We start from the raw sequence: 17,753 nt of genomic DNA, 5'->3' as shown, positions 1-17,753 counted from the left end.
CCCTCCTGCGGAAATTTTACTTTACAGCATCTGATATTGAGATAGCGTGTTTGATTTTAGCTGCAAGACCGTGCATTTGGGCGAACGGAACAGAACATGCCGCGATTCGTATGCCCTTTGAAAGCGGGGCTGTAAAGATGTTCTGAGCAGCTAACATCTCGCTGGCTTCATCAGGATGGCTGCAAGGGATGGTAATGAAAAAGCCAGAATGGTAAGGCAGTATGCTTAGTCCAATTTGATGGGCTTCATTGATGAACACTTCAGCCCGTTTCGCAATTAATGTTTGATATGCTTCACGTTCAGTGTTCACCTTGTTTAGCAGCATTTTATCGTTATAAATCGCAGAAAGCAAAGTCATACAGCCTCGATTGACATTTGACCACCTGGAGCGGCTGGTGACCAATACAGCGTTTTCAAATTCTTCAGCCACACTCTTGCTGGAGGATACTCCAATTAAAGCTCCAGTCCGCTGGCCGTATACAGTAAAGCCTTTCGACATGCTAAAAGCAAAGGCTATAACGATGTTGGAAGGGAGATTGCTAAACTTTTTCATGAATGTGCGTGCGTTTACGGGGTCCTTTGTAAAGTCGATATAGGCAATATCAATGAGAAATGTGATTGTTTTGCTACTTTTGTTTGCGGATTCTAAGATGACAAGCTTTATGATCTCATCCCATTCATGATCTGATATACTGTATCCAGTTGGGTTGTGATTTGGCGAATTTAAGATGATCACGAGGTAGTCCTGTTTGATGAGAAGATGGCTGACCATTTCTGAGAATGAGGTCAGATTAAATTTCATGTCATCATCTAATAAAGAGAAGGTCATTAAATGGCGCCCAGTCTCTTTGCAGATGGTTTCATACGGTGTCCAGTACCAATCGTGGGTTAATATCGTCTCACCAGCATTTGAATAGTTCCAAATTACATTAGAAATGGCACCGGCGCCGCCTGCGCTTGCAACCGCCCGTATATAGGAGTCAGGTCTGGATTCTCCGAAAGTATGTGTCACGGCTGCTTCCAAAAAGCTGGGCAATCCGGCTACCGGGCTGTAGCTGATCATGTCTTGAATGGGCATGCTACGAAATAGTTCTTCTACAGAAGGCAGACAGACGGTGTTTCCGTCGTCATCTGCAATGGTTCCCATTGAAGCATCGATCACGTTTTCTTTTCCATATTGAATGATGGCTTGTTTAGCAGCCATTCCTGTACCAAATAATTTATCAACATACACTTTTCCTTTTGCATGGGCCGCTACCCTCGATTCCATGGATCCTCACCGTCTCCTTTGTATATTTATCTGCCATTCGTTAGTTCTTGCTTGAAAAATCTATGAATCTAACATGTCACAGCCTTTATTGCGCAATGTTTGATCGATCCATTCTCTATCCCACATTCCGTTTTTAATGTCTGTCATCATTTTTTCTTCTTTCGCTGCCGTCTGCCTTGTTTTTTCTAAGAGCTGCGGAGCATCTTCAGGAGGAATGACAACAATGCCGTCTTGATCTCCAATTACAATATCACCAGGCTTCACAGTTACGCCGCCGCAAGAAACAGGAGTGTTGATTTCACCCGGACCGTCTTTGTATGGACCAGCTGGCGTTACACCTGCTGCATATACCGGAATGTTCATTTTGCGAATTTGTGCAGCGTCACGAATGGCTCCATCAATGACAAAACCTGCAATTCCTCTTTCGTCAGCCCACGTCACCATCAGTTCTCCAATTAAGGCATTATGAGTATCGCTTTTGCCATCAACGACAATCACATCACCGGGGGAGGCCATGTCAATGGCTTTGTTAAGCAGTAAATTATCACCGGGGCGGGTCTTGACTGTAAAAGCAGTACCGGCAAGAAGAGCGGAGTTATAGGGTTTAATGTAACGGCCGATACAGCATGTGCGATTCATATTGTCGGCAATGTTTGCTGCAGGAAGGTCGCGAAAGGCATTGACTAAGCTTTTGGGTGGGCGTTGAACATGACGATAAATTCTAAATCCGACATTCTCCATGTTTTCTTTCACTCTCCCTTTGTTTGCAAATGATGATAATGAAAGCGGTCACGCGCTTCTTTCAAGCTCATTCCTTTTTCAGCTGCTTCTCGAATTTGCTTTTCCGCAGCTTCAATTTTGTCTGCAACTGCCAAGACTTCTTTCTCATATTCCTTGGGTATCACGACAACACCGTCTGCATCTGCTGCCACAATATCACCATGACGAACACGGACATCGGCAATTGAAATGGCTTCACCGACAGCATCCACCTGTACGCGATCTTTACCAGTTCTCATATAACGGCCGGCACTGAAAACAGGATAATCTAATTCAAGAATACGGTTTGTGTCACGGCAGGCCCCGTCAATGACTGTTCCGGCAATCCCTTTTCTTTTGGCAACGCCGGTCATGATGTCTCCCCATACTGTGCAATCAAGCCGGCCTTGGTTATCGATGACAATAATATCTCCTGGTTTTACATCATCAATAAAGTCTCCGACCGTTCCTTTTTGCACATCGACAGGGCCATATCTCACTGTAAAAGCCCGCCCGGCGATATTCCATTGAAGAGAATGAGAACGCATGCCAAAGCATTGCCCCGGTATGTCTAATTTATCGAGTGCATCAGAAATTGTTGATGTACCCAGTTTCTTAAATCGATCAACCATGTTTTCCACCAATCTCTCTCCTCTCAGTCTCGTATTGTATACAAATTGTCGACAATTAAGGGGGAGTCATTCAATCATTTTTTCATAATGATATTTTGTGTCTACCTCCAGCATTGACGCGCCGTTTCGGATTTCTTGTATCATAGCTTCTTCTTTTTGGAGTAATGCCTCTGCTTTTTTGAGGACATCATCTGTTTTTTCCTGAGGAATGATGACAACACCGCTTCTGTCACCGATCACGATATCTTTAGGACGGACTTGCACGCCTCCAAACTGAACTATTACATTGGTGGCTTCTTCCGTTATTCGGCCTCGCGCTGTTGCTACAACTGCCCCTCTGGCATATACACTAAAATCAGCCTCTGCATAATCATCCACATCACGGCAGGCACCATCGATGACGACTCCTGATATTCCGTTTGCTTTAGCTCCATTTGCTAAAATGCCGCCCCAGCAAGAGACATCTAATCGTCCGCCATTGTCAATCAAGATAATATCTCCCTCCTGAGCAGCTTCGATCGCATTTACGCCTAAGTGATGAGGGCTTTTCGTTACACCTGCAGGGACGATCTTCACTGTAACTGCTTCACCAATAATTTTCTTGCAGCCCTCCCATGTGGGGGTAATCCCGTAGGTTGCCCCTTTTAATCCCAGTGCGTCCAGTGCATCTGATACATTCGTTGTCGATAGTTTTTCCAGCCTTTCTCGGTATGATTTGTTCATGCTGCTAGCCTCCAATTCTATTTGATGATTTATTTTAAAGACAAGGTGCTTTGACAACATATCAAAGCATCTTGAAAAAAAATAACGTTTACAGTTGTACAGCAAATAATTTGGCTTGTTCTAACGTGCTGTTTTTCACATTGATTAGGTGCGTTTTAAGGCTTTCTTCACAAGCTTGTAAGTCTCTTTTTTTCAAAAAATGAATGATGTCCAGATGCTCTTTTTTTGAATGTGTTAAACGGGTTGGTTCGTCGGCTGCAATTCTTCTGAATCTCTCAATTTGGCTGTTCAAGAGATTTAGAAATTTTTTCATCATATGACGTGAGATTTACATCTATTCTTTTTTGAATGTTTACAAATAAATACTGACGGCAGAGTAAACAAGCAGCAAACACATAATAGTGCGAAATGCTTTATCGTATTTGTCAAAGAGTTTTTTGAACACAGAGCCGAATCCTGACCATAGCAGCAGCGCCAGCCAGCCGAGAATGATGGCTAATGTGAGATAAAGAATGACCGATGTCATTGAATGCTGAAACGGAAGGATAAAAGCACTCATCAATGTTAAGAAGAACAGAATGCTTTTGACATTGATTATTTGAAAAATAAAACCTGATAGAAAAGAAGAATGCACATCTTCAGAATCCTTCTTTGCTTTTTTGGACATGCCGACCTGCCATGCCAAATAAAGCAGATAGACTGCACCTGCTATTTTGAAGTATGGTTCTGCAACCGGAATCCAATTGTATAGTCCTATCGTAAATACACCGCTGAGAATCCCAAGGACTGCAAAACCTGCCAAAATGCCGCTATTGAAACGCCATGACCCTATAAAGCCAAACTGCCGCGCTTCATTCATCATTAAGATGTTGCTCGGGCCAGGCGTAATGGATGTCAAAATCACATACGAAAGAAAAGCTATTATACTCATAAAATCACCTTCATTTACTAATGTCGTACGGGGCAGTTTTTATTGTATGATAATGATATCTATTAATAAAATTGAAATATAAAAAGTCATTATCATTTTTTTCAATAGATCATAAAAGGAGAAATTGTATGGAGATCAGACATCTTATCACGTTTCAGACCATCGTAGAAAAGGGGAGCTATACAGACGCCGCGGCGAAGCTAGGCTATACGCAATCCACGATCACCACTCACGTCCAAGCGCTGGAGCAGGAGATCGGCGGGGCATTATTCACGTACGAGAAAAGGCGTTTAAGACTGACTGTTTTAGGAAGGGAATTGATACCTTTAGCCGAGGATTTACTATCAACCCATGAACAAATCAAGAATATGCAAAACGTTCACGAAGTTAAGGGTGTGTTGAAAGTAGCGGCACCTGAGTCGTTAACCATTTCCAGACTTGGACCGATCATAAGGGAATTTTCACTGAAATATCCTCATGTCAAAATCATCTTAAGCAACGGCACATGCGGACAAAATCAGGTGGATTTGTTAAGCGGACGGGTCGATGTCGCGTTAATGGTCTATCCGGAGATCAATATTGAAAAGTGTGTTCATTACACATTAACCGAGGAGGAGATAGTCCTTGTGGGCAGTATGGATGGACCGGATCATTTTGATGATTACAAACAGGAAAACAACAGCCATTTCTTTATCACAAATGAAGAGGGCTGCAGTTACCGGTCGATGTTTGAACGATACCTTGTGAAGCATGACATCAGCGGTTTTCAAACGATGGAGCTGTGGAGTATCGAAGCAATCAAACAAACGGTCATGAGCGGGCTTGGATTTTCCGTTTTGCCTTATATCACAGTGAAAGAAGAAGTGGAGGCGGGCAAGCTGAAAATCCTTCATCATGCTGAAACCCTTGATCCGCTTTACTCTCATATGTTACTCAAAAAGAAAAAATGGCAGCTGCCTGCCGCAGAGGCTTTTGCGGAGCTTGTTTTACATTCGATTCATGAGCAAAAGGAGTGAGTGTCAGGCTCACTCCTATTCTATTTAAATTACGGCTGTGAGCTTTGGTTTTACAAATTTCATGAAAATCCCTCTGACTAATGGGCCCATAATCAGTAATTGCAATGGATAGGCCAGGATGAAATTTTTCAACACAATCATAAGATAAGCACTGAAGAGGCTGTCCCCGTTCAGCCCATTTGCTAGAACCGCTGTCACTAAACCGAACACAGACATACAAAGTACCATGCCAATCACCATACAAGTTGACATGGCAAGGATGACATGAATTTTTTTAGTCTTGTCGAACGGCATACGGAATGCAATCTTCTTGGAGAGGTGGCCCACTAACAGTAAATCGAACAGGAGGGCGACCATAAAACCGATGACCATTTCAAAAACGGTCATCAGTGAAAAATCCTGAATGGCTCCGTTGATGATGGCATTGTAAATCGACATGACGCAGACCATTCCAAAACACATCATCACGCCAAATATAAGACTCTCTTTTTTATTTGCTGGCATACAATCATTCCTTCTCTTCATAATCGGTGATTAGTATACCAATGAACTGTTCATGCTCATAAGTGACAAATTTGTGAACAATCTATAGCGCAGAATCGTCTTGTTTTGTCATCAGCACATGCGGAATGCCATCCAACATAAATTCTTCTGATGCAGTCTGATAGCCTAGCTTTTCATAAAAGCCTGCCGCCTGTGTCTGGCCGTGCAATTTGAAGGCAGAAATGCCTTGTTCTTTCACAATACGTTCTAATGCATCGACGATTATTTTTCCCAGACCGAATTTGCGGTAAGGCTTCAGAATGCAGATTCGTTCCAGTTTCCCCGCGTGGCCAACGATACGGACACGTGCAGTGCCAACAGGTACATTCTGATGATAAGCCAGGATGTGCTGGCAATCACCGTGGAGTGTATCGAACTCATCGAATTCATCCGAAATGGGACAGCCTTGTTCCTCTACAAATACTGCCTTTCTGATTTCAAACGCTGTATGTAAATCCTGTTCTGACGTGATTTTTTTGACATTCATGTTTGAATCCTCCCTACTCAGAAAAATGGCTGATGACGTATTGTTTAAAGGTCTCAGCAACCGGTGATAAAAACCTGCCTTTTATCCAGGCAATTCCTATGACACGCTGACATTCCGGCCAGCTGACGCGGATTTTGGTGATTTTGCTTTGATCTAAGCCTTTCAGGTCTGGGAGAATAGATATGCCCAGTCCGGCTGCCACAAAACCTGCGGCAGTAGCTGCTTCTTCTCCTTCAAACATAATGTTCGGCTGTATATTGGCCTTCTCAAACAGCTCATCGACCGTCATCCGAAGCGCGTAGCCCTTTTTCAATAAAATAAAACGCTCCCCGGAAATCTCATTCAGGGTAATGCTTTCGCGACTGGCTAATGGGTGATCATTTGGCACAAATACAAAGAGTTCTTCACTCCACAGCTTGATCCATTGGATCGGATTTTCAGGCTTAATCGAAGCGAGGAGACAGAGGTCCAGATCCCCGGATTTTAATCGTTCAAGCAGCCAATAAGAGTGGTTTTGCTTCAGCTGGAAGGCAATGTTGGGGTATTCCTGCTGAAAGGAGCCGATGAGATCGGGCACGAGCGTGGTGCCTAATGTATGCAAAAAACCGAGAGAGACTACGCCTTGGTCTGGCTTTAATAAAGCTTGGATTTCTTCTTTTCCTTCGGTGTACTCTTTCATCATCGCCTGAACCCGCCGCAAAAAAATGTGTCCGTATTGATTTAAGCTAATGGATCGTCCTTGCCTGTCAAATAGCGGGACACCCAAATGATTTTCCAGCCTGGCGATAGAGCGTGAAAGCGCAGGCTGTGTGATGGAGAGGCTTTTTGCAGCTTTCGTCACATGCTGCATCCGGGCGAGTGTTTGAAAATATTCAAGTTGTTCCCATTCCAATTATCATCCCTCCTTATTACATATAAGCATGAAAAGGATATTTTATATGCATTATACAACATATATCAACGGTGCTAAGATAATAATATAAACAGACTCGAGGATGTTTGAAATCGGAAGAAATAAAGGATGGTTGTTTATGAATTACAGTGCTCCACAACATGATGAGGGACCGATAAAGTCCCGATGACATACATTCAAAAAGGCACACCGGTTTTTCGAAAAATTACGTTTGCTTTCTTCGCTGCGGGTTTCAATACATTTGCGATTCTATATTGCGTACAGCCGCTCATGGAGGAATTCACGAGGGAATTTCATGTGACGCCTACTGCGGCGAGTCTTTCTTTATCTGTTACCACAATGCTGTTAGCTGTGAGCATGCTTGTCTTTGGTTCATTATCCGAGGTGTGGGGGCGCAAGCCGATTATGGGTATTTCCATGCTGGCCGCATCGGTTCTCTGTCTGGCATCGGCTTTCAGTCCGAACTTTCATACACTGCTCGTATTGAGAACCGTTCAAGGCGTTGCGCTCGCAGGCCTTCCGTCGATTGCGATGGCTTATCTTGGAGAAGAAATTGAACCCGGAAGTCTTGGATCAGCGATGGGGCTGTATATCAGCGGAAACGCAATCGGCGCCGTTTTCGGAAGGATCGTTTCCGGGCTCCTGAGCGAGTACTTGAATTGGCATATGGCGATGGGGTCAATTGGTGTCATTAGTTTGATTGCTAGTATTATATTTTTTATGAATTTGCCGCCATCCAGGCATTTTACGCCAAGAAAATTGAAGCTCGGGAAATTGGGAATGTCTCTGATCGGCCACTTGAGGGACCGTAAACTATTCAGCTTGTTTCTCATTGGTTTTTTACTGCTCGGAAGCAATGTTGCATTGTTTAATTACATTGTGTACGTGCTGTTGGGCCCGCCGTATTCGCTTAATAAAGCATTTTCCAGCTGGATCTTTATTGTGATGATTGTAGGCATTTTCAGCTCGTCTTTCATTGGAAGAATGGTTGATCGGTATGGCTATCCGAAAATATTGGTGATGAATATTTTCATCGTCATTGCAGGTGCTTTATTCACGATAAACAGTATGCTGGCAGTGAAAATTCTGGGAATTGCCCTCTTTACATTCGGTTTTTTCGGAGGGCATTCAGTTGCCAGCAGCTGGGTGGGCAGGAGAGCCCTTCACAACAAAGCACAGGCTTCATCGCTGTATTTGTTCTTTTATTACGCCGGTTCAAGTGTTTTCGGAACAATCGGAGGGCTATTCTGGTCTGCTTTTCACTGGCTGGGCGTTGTCGGTATGATCACCTTCATGCTGCTGGTTGCGTTATGGCTGTCGGGATACTTGGCAAGAAGTGTGAAAATGCCGGATAAAAGGAACGAAAAAGGATTGAATTGATCAGTAAAAAAGGACCGTTAGCGGGTCCTTTTTTTATTTCCAATGGGCAGGGATTCGTAAAGACAGCGGCAGCTTTGTGTTCGAATCGCCGTTGGCGGCGTTCACCTGTGCCTGTGTCAGAAAGATGCTCCCGGTCAGGTCGGCGCCTCTGAGATCAGCGTCTCTCATATCTGCACCGATAAAGTCTGTCATTCTCAAATCGGCATTTCTCAGATCTGCGGCTATGAGCAGTGCCCCTCTTAGGTTTGCTCCTCGCAAATCAAGCCCTTTCAGTTTCGCGCCGATCAGGACACTTCCCTGGCTGACTTTTTTCGGGAGTTTTGGATGGCGGGCTTGGGCACGCACCAGTTCACTCGTTTTTAACAGCCATTCATTGACCTCAGCTCGATGCTCGTCCACCTGCAGTGTCAGCAAGCGCTCTTTGCTGAGTCTGGTGAGCCTTTCTATTTTTTCGAAACTGGTTCTCAGTTCAGAATGAATCGGCTTGGCTATATCTATAGATAGAGCTTCATGTAAATACCAGAGCATTTCGTGCAGCTGCTGCATGATAGGAAAAACGTCAAACATCTGGTTGGCCGTTTCGGGGCTGTTTCGCCAATCCTTTCCCTCATAAGTGATTTGGGATACTTTTTGGCCGGCGCCAAAGCATTCATATGCAGAGCAGCCTCGAAATCCTTTTTCTCTGAGATTTTTATGTATAGAACATTGATAGTTTGATTGTAAGTTGCGGCAAGGCGTGCCCCCGTCTTTATCAAAAGCAAAATCTGCCGACTTCGCATAAGGCAAGGCGACACAGCACAGGCCAAAACAGTGCTGGCAATCCGCACTTAAATCATGATGTATATTGTCATGTAACGTTACTTCCGCAGACAATAATGTCCACCCCTTCACTTGGGTACTTTGTTAAATATATCTATTTGATTATATAGGAAAAAAGGATACTTTTCATTTTGTTTTCACGGTTTCAGTGATCTAACGATGTATAATATATCCAATCATGATGATTGGGGGAAGTCATTTGGAACAGCAATTGAAAGACATCATCTCTGCATGTGATTTGGCAATCCAAAATGAAGATTTTGATACACTTATGAATTATTATTCGGAAGATGCCGTTTTAGTTGTGAAGCCGGGCATGATCGCGCGAGGTAAAGAAGAAATCAAAAAAGCGTTTATGGCAATCGCGGACTATTTCAATCATCATATTGTCCCGACACAAGGGGAAATGATCATTTTGGAAGCAGGAGACACTGCACTGGTCCTTTCTCAGACACTGCTTGATTCGGATAAAAAGGATTCCGAGTATGCAATGGAAAGAAGGGCGACCTATGTATTTAGGAAGAATGCGCAAGGCGAGTGGCTTTGTGCAATCGATAATTCATATGGTACGGATTTAATTGGTGTGTAAGATATGTCTTTGATGTGCCATTCCTGCATATAATGATTCATTCAGCTGATTAGGGAAGGTGACACAATTGAATTTATATGACATCAGAATGGCTCCTTATTGGTTTTATGAAGGCAGAGGACTTGTTCAACATCCATACGTATTTCGGCAGCCTGTCTCCTCACGTGCAATCATTGCATCTACCCGCGGCGATGTCACGGGAGACGGCGTTATTGACGAGGTCTTTCTAACTGGAAATCAAATGCCCGGCAGCCCGTTATGGAGAAATATCACATTGGTGATCCGTGATGGCAGAACTCATCAGGAGCAGCGGATTCAGCTTCAAAACAATATGGGATACAATCCGTCACTTTTTCTGGGGGATATGACAGGCGACAAGATTGAGGATGTGGCAGTGGTAATGGACACAGGGGGAAGCGGCGGTGCTATTTATGCATATGTGTTTGCCTATCTAAACAGGCAGTTCCGGCGAATTTTCAATTCAGATGTATTGAATGATGAATTAAAGTACAGTGTGAGGTATCAAAATCAATATAAAGCGAGCGTCATCAGTCATCAGCAAAACGAAACGTATATCCTCGACCTTACTTACAAGGGCAGGGAATATTTGAATGAGATTTATAACAGCCAAGGTGTGTTAAAAATGCCGATAGAAGGATGGGTGAATCCTTTATCGGGCTTGTATCCGGTTGATTTTGACAGAGACGGCGTATACGAATTATTGGCGTACCAGCGGATAGCGGGAAGGTATAACGCCGACTCATTGGGATATGTTCAAACCGTATTGAAATGGAACGGACGGCGTTTTGCCGTTGACCGGCAGAATGTTTCGATTGTTGGCGGTGCTGTCTCGTAATCCTGATGGCTGTCACCCTATAAAGGGTGACAAAACACTACAGGTGTTCTGCAACGACAACCAAATAATAAGATAAACCGGTTTGCTGCTCTTCTAACATTCCTCTATGGAAATCATCTTGCATAAAAAAACGTGTTTGTTTTACGTAATCTTCTTTACTTGTCGGATGCCCGTTCTGATTTAGGAACTTAAGATGATTCATGACATGCTCTTGCACGGAAGGATCATGATACGTTACACCGTTTCTTAAAAAATCAGCCATCCTATCAAGAAAATGTTTAGCCTCTATTGCCATTTTGTTCATTTCATCGACATTGATTGTATGTGTATCCAATTCAAAATCGTAACGCTCTTTTAAATACCCATTTTGTTCTGCTAAAGATTGTTTCCATTCTTCAGCGCTTTCAAATCCTTTAAACATTACCTCGTGATCCATGTTTTCGCCTTTTCTCGTGTATTCTAAAGATGTGTTGACTGTTTGAATGAGACGCTGATACTTTTCAATTTTCTTTTCAAACAGCTTTTTTTGTTTTTCTAATGTACTTGTTCTTTCAGCATCCTCATTTAGTAATGTTTTGATTTCTGACAAAGGGATATCTAATTCTTTGTAAAAAAGGATTTCCTGCAGTCTTTTTAGTTCGTCAGCACCATAGTACCGATATCCGGCTTCGCTTATTTCCTTTGGGGCTAGCAAGCCGATTTTGTGGTAATGATAAAGCGTTTTAATTGTGACATTCGCAATATTGGATAGTTCTTTTACTGTTAATTTCACCATCCGACTCCTCCTTTCTTCTTTCACTATGAGGCCTTACCTTTGGTTGGAGTCAAGGATAAAATGGTGGTGTTTTCGTCCGAAGACAGCCTAGTGAATGTGGGAGAAAGAAAATAACACCTGGCGGATTCAAAGAAAAGAGTGCTTTTCAGCAAGCACTCTTCATTCCAGTTTAATTCGTTTTACATCCCCTAGTACAAACACATAAAAAACCAATCCCAGCAACAGCACAAAACCAGCTACCAGAAAGCTGAGCGTAAAGGAGCCTGTCACATCAAACAAATACCCTGTCAGTGACGCAGCAATAATGCCTCCGAACAGGTTGTTTGCGAGATTCACCATGGAGCTCAGCATGGATACGGAACCGATCGGCGCGAGTTCTGCGGAGATGGACCAGCCGACCGGAGCGGTTGCGGAAATTCCGGCGAGTCCGATGGAAATGCAAATAATGGCTACGGTAATATTGTTCGTCAGAATGGAGCCTAAAAAGAAAAAGCCAAAGCTCATTCCGACTATGATTACGGTTCGGTACACCTTGGTGTTAGGATAGCCTTTCTTAATAAAATAATCGACGAGCCAGCCGCCGACGGCAATTCCGGAAATGGTTGAGATCAGCCACGGCACTGCCGTAAATAAACCGGACGACATGAGATCCATACCGTATGTATGTTTAAAGAAAGTCGGAAGCCAGGTGAGCAGCAGGTTGAATGTATACCCGTACCCTGTAAATCCGATCATTAAGCCCCATACTTTCCGATTGGTGAAAAGCTTTTTTAAAAGCGGGCCCGTTTTGTAAGGGATTTGCTCTGTTGTAATGGCATTGTGTTTTTGAATATAGTTTAGTTCACTTTTAGAAATACGTTTGTGCCGTTCAGGCTGTTCATAATACTGCCAGAAAAAGATCGTAAACAGCACATTGATGCATCCAATCGTCAAAAAAGCGACACGCCAGTCAAATGTTGTGACAAGAAAGGCGACCAATGGCGCGCCGATTACATTTGAAAACTTGGCGGCCGAATCGAACAGTGAGTTTGCCAATCCCCGCTCACTTGGAGGAAACCAGAGAGCGGTTGCCTTAGAGGCAGCAGGGAACGCAGAGGCGCTCGTCAGCCCAATGAGAAACCGGAACAGATACAACAGCAATTTTCCTTGCAAAAAAGCAAGAAGGATCGTTAAAAAGCTCCATATTGTCATTCCAACCCTCGTGACCCATGCGACCCCAAAACGGTCCAGCAAACTTCCGACAGGCAGCTGCATCAGTGTATAGGAATAGGTGTAAATGGAAAACACGATGCCAAGTTCAGTTGCAGTAAGGTGAAACGAATCTTGTATCGCAGGGGCCGCTACCGAGATGGCCACTCGGTCAAAATAATTAAGAATAATAATGCCGCTAAGTAACGAAGATATGTACCATCTGGTATGCCCAGGCCGTTTCACGCGCTCTTGACTCATGATGAAAACCTCCTCTGTCATAGCATGATCTCCTGATGGAAAAACCATTCAAATTTTAAATACCACAGCGCGCTTTTATATAAACGGCAGGAATTTGACTGGAACAGATCGGTGCTTTAGAATGAAAGTAATAAAAATGAACACTCCAAAGGGGAGTAGCTTTCACAGTAAAGTCGTCATTACGGGACAAGGTGTCCTCGGCTTTGCTGGCAATCTCATTGTTAGCGAGACCTTTGCCAAATCTGATTTGGTGAAGGTCTTTTTGTTTCAGGAACTTCACCAAATTGGTGGAGTTTTTTCATTTTTATCAAAAAGGGAGAGGAGCATCAGAATGTCTAAGCTGAAAAAGTGGCTGAAGCGTGAATTGGTGAGGAAAGGGCTGCCGTTAGCGAAAGAGAAATTGATTCCGATCTTAAAAGAAAAAATGAAAAAGAAACGATGAGGGGGCTGAAGATGAAGATCATTTTGACAGTACTTGCCGGAGTGGGACTTTTGAGTGCAGGCGGATGCGGCATGCTTGATCAGGTGAACGACGGATTGAACTATACGAGTGAAGCAGCGGGTTATGTGGAGAAGGTGAAGACATTTGCAGAGGAAGCGCCTAAATTAGCTGAGAAAGCTGTAAATGACACCGAGGCGAAAGAAAAACTTGAAGCGCAGCTTGAGTCGATTCAGAAGGCTGCCGCTGATTTTAATGAATTAACGCCGCCTGATGCCGCAGCGGAGATTCATCAAACCATTCAGGAGCATAACGAAACCTTGCAGAAAAGCGCTGAAGATGTGTTGAAACAAGCAGAGGAAGGCAAGGTATCGCTTAAAGAATTGGAGCAGTCAGACCTGGTCCAAAACGCAAAGCAAATTACTGATGTGATGGGACAAATTGAGAAGCTGGGTGAATAAGAAAAAGCATCCCGACGCGGGATGCATCAGCGTGTCGACAAACCCTCGCATTCGTTGTCAGGCCTGCGCTTCGGTGCTCACGAATTCCAACATTCGCTGTGCTCCGATGCTCGTCCTTCCTAGACTTCAAGGGTTTTCAATCACGCTGAAAAGATGACAACATCCTAAAACTATAAACCGTTTTAGGATGTTGTCAGTAATATGAAGCATCCCGAGGACGGGATGCTATTTTTATTATTCAGCCATTGCGTCTGTTAAGACAGGAACGACTTGTTTTTTACGGGAAACAACGCCTTTTAAGAGGGCTGTGTTGTTTTCTAATGTTACGTTGAACGCTTTTTCCACTTTCGCTGCTTCGTTACCGATTGCAAGAGCAAGTGAATCATTTTCTAAGATATCTGTGATAACGAGAAGGAACAGATCAAGATTCTTCTCAGCCACAACTTTTGAGATCACAGCTTCTAATTCAGCTTGGCGTTTTTTCACATCTTCAATGTCCACTGTGTTTACTTGTGCGATTTCGACTTTCTTGCTGCCGAGCGTAAATTCTTTCGCATCAAGAGAAATGAGCTCTTCCACTGTTTTTTTGCTTAAATCAGCGCCTGCTTTCAGCATGTTCAAGCCGTATTCTTCAGCATCTACGCCAGCGATTTCCGCAAGCTCTTTTGCTGCCGCTACGTCTTGGTCCGTGCAAGTTGGAGATTTAAATAACAGGGAATCAGAAATGATCGCAGACAGCATAAGGCCGGCAATTTCTTTCTCGATTTTCACGTTATTCTCTTTGTACATTTTGTTTAAGATGGTAGCCGTACAGCCTACAGGCTCAGCACGATAGTAAAGCGGCTCAGCTGTTTCAAAGTTAGCGATGCGGTGATGGTCGATAACCTCTAAAACCTGAACCTCTTCAATGTCTTTGATGCTTTGCTGGCGTTCGTTATGGTCAACCAGGATAACGGCGTTTACTTCGTTTGCAGCTGTTTCAACAAGGCGCGGGCTTTCTTGTTTGAAATAGTCAAGCGCGTATTGTGTTTCGCCGTTGACTTGTCCGAGGCGGACAGGCTCAGCATTGAAGCCGAGTTTGTTTTTCAAATCAGCATAAGCAATCGCAGAACAAATCGTATCTGTGTCTGGGTTTTGGTGTCCGAAAATAAGTATCTTTTCCATGATAGCTCCTATCCTTTTTTTAAGTAGTGTAATCTTTATATAGTTTAACACGTCTTGCTGCAGGTGTAATCATGCAAACCCTTAAAAATTGATGTGAATAAGAAGCATTTTCTTTGAGCTAAGGAGAAAAGGTGTGTAAAATACTGGGTAGCTTAGTTGCAAAATGTAATGTAGTATCAAAAAAGGTACTATTGGAGGGTCAAGAATGAGTGGAAAAAAGAATATATACCCGAACAAAGAAGGCTGTCCAGTTGAATTTACTCTAGATGTCATTGGCGGAAAGTGGAAAGGAATTCTTTTTTATCACATGATAGATGGCAAGAAACGGTTTAATGAGTTTCGGCGAATCTGCCCGAGTATTACTCAAAGAATGCTTACTCTTCAGCTGAGGGAGCTGGAAGCGGACGGCATCGTGCATCGTGAGGTTTATCAACAGGTCCCGCCCAAGGTTGAGTACTCTCTGACGGAATTTGGGCGAACGCTTGAACCGATTGTTTTGCAAATGAAAGAATGGGGAGAATCCAACAGAGACGTGCTGGAATCTTATCGTTCGAACGGCTTACTGAAGGATCAGCAAAAATAGCAGCAAAGGGAACTCCTTTGCTGCTTGTTTTATTTCATTGAAATGGCTCTGTTGGCGTTTCTGACATCGTTTTTCAACAGTTCAGAAAGGTTGTAAGACGGATAATATCCATGCTGATACATGTATCGATAAACTTGGGCGTGCAGCTGGATGGCAGCATTCAGCTGTTTGACCAGTACGTTTCTTAATTGAGGTGTTGCTGTTTCTGTAATTGCGATGGCATAGCTGCGGACAGATGTTTTGGCAAAACCGAGCAGGTCACCGCTGTAAAATGGGTTATCTGCGCGTTCTTCTTCCTCATCCTCTCTGTGCGGAGCCTGTGGAAAGAACGGAAGAAGCTCTCTCAAATTTTGCTCAACACCCTGAATAGACACGTTATAAAGCTGTCTGAGCTGAGGGTCTTTTACTTCTCTTATCATTTTCTTCAGTTTAATGAGTCCGTTTGATTGAAAAGCAACCAGCTCGTGCATTTCTAATGTTTCATGCCAAGCCAATGTTCTGCGTTCATCCATGTGAAAATTCTCCTTTATCGATCAGATTCCATATCAGCATATGCCCAACGCTCAATGTTGTTCATGATGTTTTGAAGTTTTTAAAAAGGGAAATTCACCTTATATAGGATACGGGTTGAGAACATGCACAAAGAGGTGAAACACAATGTGGGACATGATAAAGAACTTTTTCTTGTTTAGCAGCGGCGTTCTGCAAGCAACAACCCTTTTACTGGTGATCTTAATTTTTATGTATGTCAGAAAAACGAAAAAGAAAAACAAGGAATCTTCTGGCTTTATGGATGATAAACATTAATTGTGATGGGCATTCTTTTCAAAGAATGTCTTTTCATTTTTTATGTTTCACATGAAACATTAGCGTCATTTTACTTGCGATTTGGACTTATGTTAAAATATAAAAGTAAAATTTAGAGATGATATAAAAACATTCGGTGCAAAGTATGTTGCAGCGATGAAAAAGAGCAGTCGTTTATGCTGCTCTTTTCTATTCGTATGTTCAGGATGATACGAGGTGACTAAGTGAAACAAACGAGAGCTTTAATGGAAGGTGCTATTTTAATCAGTCTGTTTGCGATCATCACGCTTCTGGTCGTTTATGTTCCTGTGATTGGAACAATTCTGTTATTTGCACTGCCGCTGCCAATGATCTTGTATACGATCAGACATGGATTGAAGCTAGGGATATGGATGGGCGCTGTCAGTCTTCCGGTTGTTTTTATTGTCGGGTCCTTTAACGGGCTTATTGTAGCTTTTATGTCAGCTTGCGCCGGCATTGCCATGGGACATTTTTTCAAAAGGAAAGAGCCCGGGCACGCCATTATTTCGGGCGCTCTTATTTATATGCTTAGTATTGTCTTCTATTTTGTGATAAGCATTCAGTTTTTGGGTATCAATATCATTGATGAGGCGATGACACAATACCGGCAATCTCTTGATATTGTAGAAACTGTAACGAAGCAGTCGGGCAATGCTGAACAGTTTGAAAAGCAATTAAAACTGATGGAAGAACAATTGGGTATCGTTCAATATCTTTTTCCAACAGCTATTGTGATGGTAGGAGTTATTTTTTCTTTCCTCAGTTACCTTATCGCTAAGCCGCTCTTAAGGCGATTCTCCCCCGATATTCCTAATCTAAAGCCTTTTAGAGAGTTGAAGTTTCCGCAAAGTGTTGTAGTACTGTATTTGATTATTGTCATGCTTTCATTTTTGCCTTTAGAAAAAGGCCAAATGCTGTACTCTATCGCTTTAAATGGGGAGTTTATACTCGGGATTCTGATTTTCATCCAAGGTTTATCATTTATCTTTTTCTATTGCCATAAGAAACAATATCCAAAGGCTGCGGCTGTGATTGCTGTCATACTTGGGTTTGTGCATCCGGTCTTCATGGCAGCCATTCGCATTTTAGGCGTTTTAGATATGGGCTTTCATATAAGGAATAAGGTGAAGTGAACA

22 protein-coding genes are annotated in these 17,753 nt (G+C 43.1%); 9 read left to right on the top strand and 13 right to left on the bottom strand.

Annotation, left to right across the window (positions count from 1 at the left end; translation table 11 throughout):
- Positions 1 to 16 precede the first annotated feature (16 nt).
- From MHH79_RS21015 to MHH79_RS20995, 5 genes are all read right to left on the bottom strand, one after another.
- A complete protein-coding gene (locus MHH79_RS21015) occupies positions 17 to 1,270 on the bottom strand; it encodes an aminotransferase class I/II-fold pyridoxal phosphate-dependent enzyme (protein ID WP_100506046.1) in 1,254 nt (417 codons plus the stop codon).
- A 60-nt stretch (positions 1,271 to 1,330) separates the two neighbouring features.
- Positions 1,331 to 2,011: an RraA family protein gene (locus MHH79_RS21010; RefSeq protein WP_100506079.1), complete on the bottom strand. Its 681-nt coding sequence runs from the start codon at positions 2,009 to 2,011 to the stop codon at positions 1,331 to 1,333.
- Between the two features lie 8 nt (positions 2,012 to 2,019).
- Positions 2,020 to 2,661, bottom strand: coding sequence for an RraA family protein (locus MHH79_RS21005; protein ID WP_100506078.1), 642 nt, complete (start codon positions 2,659 to 2,661; stop codon positions 2,020 to 2,022).
- A gap of 66 nt (positions 2,662 to 2,727) precedes the next feature.
- A complete protein-coding gene (locus MHH79_RS21000) occupies positions 2,728 to 3,384 on the bottom strand; it encodes an RraA family protein (RefSeq protein ID WP_100506045.1) in 657 nt (218 codons plus the stop codon).
- 352 nt (positions 3,385 to 3,736) lie between these two features.
- Positions 3,737 to 4,315, bottom strand: coding sequence for a LysE family transporter (locus MHH79_RS20995; RefSeq protein WP_015483972.1), 579 nt, complete (start codon positions 4,313 to 4,315; stop codon positions 3,737 to 3,739).
- A gap of 128 nt (positions 4,316 to 4,443) precedes the next feature.
- Between MHH79_RS20995 and MHH79_RS20990 the strand changes: the two genes are divergently transcribed.
- Positions 4,444 to 5,331, top strand: a complete 888-nt coding sequence (locus MHH79_RS20990; protein ID WP_047183504.1) for a LysR family transcriptional regulator — start codon at positions 4,444 to 4,446, stop codon at positions 5,329 to 5,331.
- A 24-nt stretch (positions 5,332 to 5,355) separates the two neighbouring features.
- On the opposite strand, the gene MHH79_RS20985 is transcribed toward MHH79_RS20990, so the two are convergent.
- The 3 genes from MHH79_RS20985 to MHH79_RS20975 form a co-directional block, all read right to left on the bottom strand.
- Positions 5,356 to 5,835 (bottom strand): DUF2798 domain-containing protein, encoded by a 480-nt coding sequence (locus tag MHH79_RS20985; RefSeq protein WP_340034892.1) that lies wholly within the window; start codon positions 5,833 to 5,835, stop codon positions 5,356 to 5,358.
- Between the two features lie 82 nt (positions 5,836 to 5,917).
- Positions 5,918 to 6,361, bottom strand: a complete 444-nt coding sequence (locus MHH79_RS20980) for a GNAT family N-acetyltransferase (protein WP_251217852.1) — start codon at positions 6,359 to 6,361, stop codon at positions 5,918 to 5,920.
- A 13-nt stretch (positions 6,362 to 6,374) separates the two neighbouring features.
- Positions 6,375 to 7,253, bottom strand: coding sequence for a LysR family transcriptional regulator (locus tag MHH79_RS20975; protein ID WP_340034891.1), 879 nt, complete (start codon positions 7,251 to 7,253; stop codon positions 6,375 to 6,377).
- A gap of 186 nt (positions 7,254 to 7,439) precedes the next feature.
- On the opposite strand from MHH79_RS20975, the gene MHH79_RS20970 reads away from it, so the two are divergent.
- Positions 7,440 to 8,654 (top strand): MFS transporter, encoded by a 1,215-nt coding sequence (locus MHH79_RS20970; RefSeq protein ID WP_181220366.1) that lies wholly within the window; start codon positions 7,440 to 7,442, stop codon positions 8,652 to 8,654.
- Positions 8,655 to 8,687: 33 nt separating this feature from the next.
- Here MHH79_RS20970 and MHH79_RS20965 read toward each other — a convergent pair whose 3' ends face one another.
- On the bottom strand, positions 8,688 to 9,527 hold the full coding sequence (locus tag MHH79_RS20965) for a pentapeptide repeat-containing protein (RefSeq protein ID WP_047183499.1): 840 nt from the start codon (positions 9,525 to 9,527) through the stop codon (positions 8,688 to 8,690).
- Between the two features lie 145 nt (positions 9,528 to 9,672).
- Between MHH79_RS20965 and MHH79_RS20960 the strand changes: the two genes are divergently transcribed.
- Positions 9,673 to 10,062: a nuclear transport factor 2 family protein gene (locus MHH79_RS20960; RefSeq protein WP_063335909.1), complete on the top strand. Its 390-nt coding sequence runs from the start codon at positions 9,673 to 9,675 to the stop codon at positions 10,060 to 10,062.
- 67 nt (positions 10,063 to 10,129) lie between these two features.
- The gene (locus MHH79_RS20955; protein ID WP_327830175.1) at positions 10,130 to 10,918 is read left to right on the top strand and encodes a hypothetical protein; all 789 of its coding nucleotides are present in this window, start codon (positions 10,130 to 10,132) and stop codon (positions 10,916 to 10,918) included.
- A gap of 37 nt (positions 10,919 to 10,955) precedes the next feature.
- Here the strand turns inward: MHH79_RS20955 and MHH79_RS20950 are convergent, their stop codons facing one another.
- Positions 10,956 to 11,693 (bottom strand): MerR family transcriptional regulator, encoded by a 738-nt coding sequence (locus tag MHH79_RS20950; protein ID WP_340034890.1) that lies wholly within the window; start codon positions 11,691 to 11,693, stop codon positions 10,956 to 10,958.
- 159 nt (positions 11,694 to 11,852) lie between these two features.
- A complete protein-coding gene (locus MHH79_RS20945) occupies positions 11,853 to 13,163 on the bottom strand; it encodes an MFS transporter (RefSeq protein ID WP_014478548.1) in 1,311 nt (436 codons plus the stop codon).
- A gap of 100 nt (positions 13,164 to 13,263) precedes the next feature.
- Here MHH79_RS20945 and MHH79_RS20940 point away from each other — a divergent pair, with 100 nt between their 5' ends.
- Both MHH79_RS20940 and MHH79_RS20935 read left to right on the top strand, forming a co-directional pair.
- On the top strand, positions 13,264 to 13,584 hold the full coding sequence (locus MHH79_RS20940; RefSeq protein ID WP_003226899.1) for a hypothetical protein: 321 nt from the start codon (positions 13,264 to 13,266) through the stop codon (positions 13,582 to 13,584).
- Between the two features lie 11 nt (positions 13,585 to 13,595).
- Entirely contained in the window at positions 13,596 to 14,042 is a 447-nt protein-coding gene (locus MHH79_RS20935) for a DUF6376 family protein (RefSeq protein WP_340034889.1), read from the top strand.
- A 234-nt stretch (positions 14,043 to 14,276) separates the two neighbouring features.
- Here MHH79_RS20935 and MHH79_RS20930 read toward each other — a convergent pair whose 3' ends face one another.
- Entirely contained in the window at positions 14,277 to 15,206 is a 930-nt protein-coding gene (locus tag MHH79_RS20930) for a manganese-dependent inorganic pyrophosphatase (protein ID WP_015385181.1), read from the bottom strand.
- A 205-nt stretch (positions 15,207 to 15,411) separates the two neighbouring features.
- Here MHH79_RS20930 and hypR point away from each other — a divergent pair, with 205 nt between their 5' ends.
- Entirely contained in the window at positions 15,412 to 15,789 is a 378-nt protein-coding gene (gene hypR / locus MHH79_RS20925) for a transcriptional regulator HypR (protein WP_014478546.1), read from the top strand.
- A 29-nt stretch (positions 15,790 to 15,818) separates the two neighbouring features.
- Here the strand turns inward: hypR and cotF are convergent, their stop codons facing one another.
- Complete coding sequence (cotF, locus tag MHH79_RS20920; RefSeq protein WP_003243364.1) at positions 15,819 to 16,301, bottom strand: spore coat protein CotF; 483 nt, start codon at positions 16,299 to 16,301, stop codon at positions 15,819 to 15,821.
- Positions 16,302 to 16,446: 145 nt separating this feature from the next.
- Here cotF and MHH79_RS20915 point away from each other — a divergent pair, with 145 nt between their 5' ends.
- Positions 16,447 to 16,596 carry a hypothetical protein gene (locus tag MHH79_RS20915; protein WP_003226909.1) on the top strand — a complete coding sequence of 50 codons (150 nt, stop codon included), beginning with the start codon at positions 16,447 to 16,449 and terminating at the stop codon, positions 16,594 to 16,596.
- Between the two features lie 224 nt (positions 16,597 to 16,820).
- Positions 16,821 to 17,750 (top strand): YybS family protein, encoded by a 930-nt coding sequence (locus tag MHH79_RS20910; RefSeq protein ID WP_309529946.1) that lies wholly within the window; start codon positions 16,821 to 16,823, stop codon positions 17,748 to 17,750.
- Positions 17,751 to 17,753 lie beyond the last annotated feature (3 nt).

Source organism: Bacillus sp. FSL K6-0993, from assembly GCF_037977205.1.
In the GTDB taxonomy this organism is placed as follows: domain Bacteria; phylum Bacillota; class Bacilli; order Bacillales; family Bacillaceae; genus Bacillus; species Bacillus subtilis.
The sequence above is the reverse complement of the archived record's forward strand: the minus strand, read 5'-3'. Positions and strand labels throughout refer to the sequence as shown.

Bases quoted from the DNA above. Each gene is read 5' to 3' on its own strand.
- MHH79_RS20950 (WP_340034890.1), bottom strand. From the start codon at position 11,693: ATGGTGAAATTAACAGTAAAAGAACTATCCAATATTGCGAATGTCACA.
- MHH79_RS20915 (WP_003226909.1), top strand. From the start codon at position 16,447: ATGTGGGACATGATAAAGAACTTTTTCTTGTTTAGCAGCGGCGTTCTG.
- MHH79_RS20930 (WP_015385181.1), bottom strand. From the start codon at position 15,206: ATGGAAAAGATACTTATTTTCGGACACCAAAACCCAGACACAGATACG.
- MHH79_RS21000 (WP_100506045.1), bottom strand. From the start codon at position 3,384: ATGAACAAATCATACCGAGAAAGGCTGGAAAAACTATCGACAACGAAT.
- cotF (WP_003243364.1), bottom strand. From the start codon at position 16,301: ATGGATGAACGCAGAACATTGGCTTGGCATGAAACATTAGAAATGCAC.
- MHH79_RS20990 (WP_047183504.1), top strand. From the start codon at position 4,444: ATGGAGATCAGACATCTTATCACGTTTCAGACCATCGTAGAAAAGGGG.
- MHH79_RS20970 (WP_181220366.1), top strand. From the start codon at position 7,440: ATGACATACATTCAAAAAGGCACACCGGTTTTTCGAAAAATTACGTTT.
- MHH79_RS20935 (WP_340034889.1), top strand. From the start codon at position 13,596: ATGAAGATCATTTTGACAGTACTTGCCGGAGTGGGACTTTTGAGTGCA.
- MHH79_RS20980 (WP_251217852.1), bottom strand. From the start codon at position 6,361: ATGAATGTCAAAAAAATCACGTCAGAACAGGATTTACATACAGCGTTT.
- MHH79_RS20940 (WP_003226899.1), top strand. From the start codon at position 13,264: ATGAAAGTAATAAAAATGAACACTCCAAAGGGGAGTAGCTTTCACAGT.
- MHH79_RS21005 (WP_100506078.1), bottom strand. From the start codon at position 2,661: ATGGTTGATCGATTTAAGAAACTGGGTACATCAACAATTTCTGATGCA.
- MHH79_RS20995 (WP_015483972.1), bottom strand. From the start codon at position 4,315: ATGAGTATAATAGCTTTTCTTTCGTATGTGATTTTGACATCCATTACG.
- MHH79_RS20985 (WP_340034892.1), bottom strand. From the start codon at position 5,835: ATGCCAGCAAATAAAAAAGAGAGTCTTATATTTGGCGTGATGATGTGT.
- hypR (WP_014478546.1), top strand. From the start codon at position 15,412: ATGAGTGGAAAAAAGAATATATACCCGAACAAAGAAGGCTGTCCAGTT.
- MHH79_RS21015 (WP_100506046.1), bottom strand. From the start codon at position 1,270: ATGGAATCGAGGGTAGCGGCCCATGCAAAAGGAAAAGTGTATGTTGAT.
- MHH79_RS21010 (WP_100506079.1), bottom strand. From the start codon at position 2,011: ATGGAGAATGTCGGATTTAGAATTTATCGTCATGTTCAACGCCCACCC.
- MHH79_RS20945 (WP_014478548.1), bottom strand. From the start codon at position 13,163: ATGACAGAGGAGGTTTTCATCATGAGTCAAGAGCGCGTGAAACGGCCT.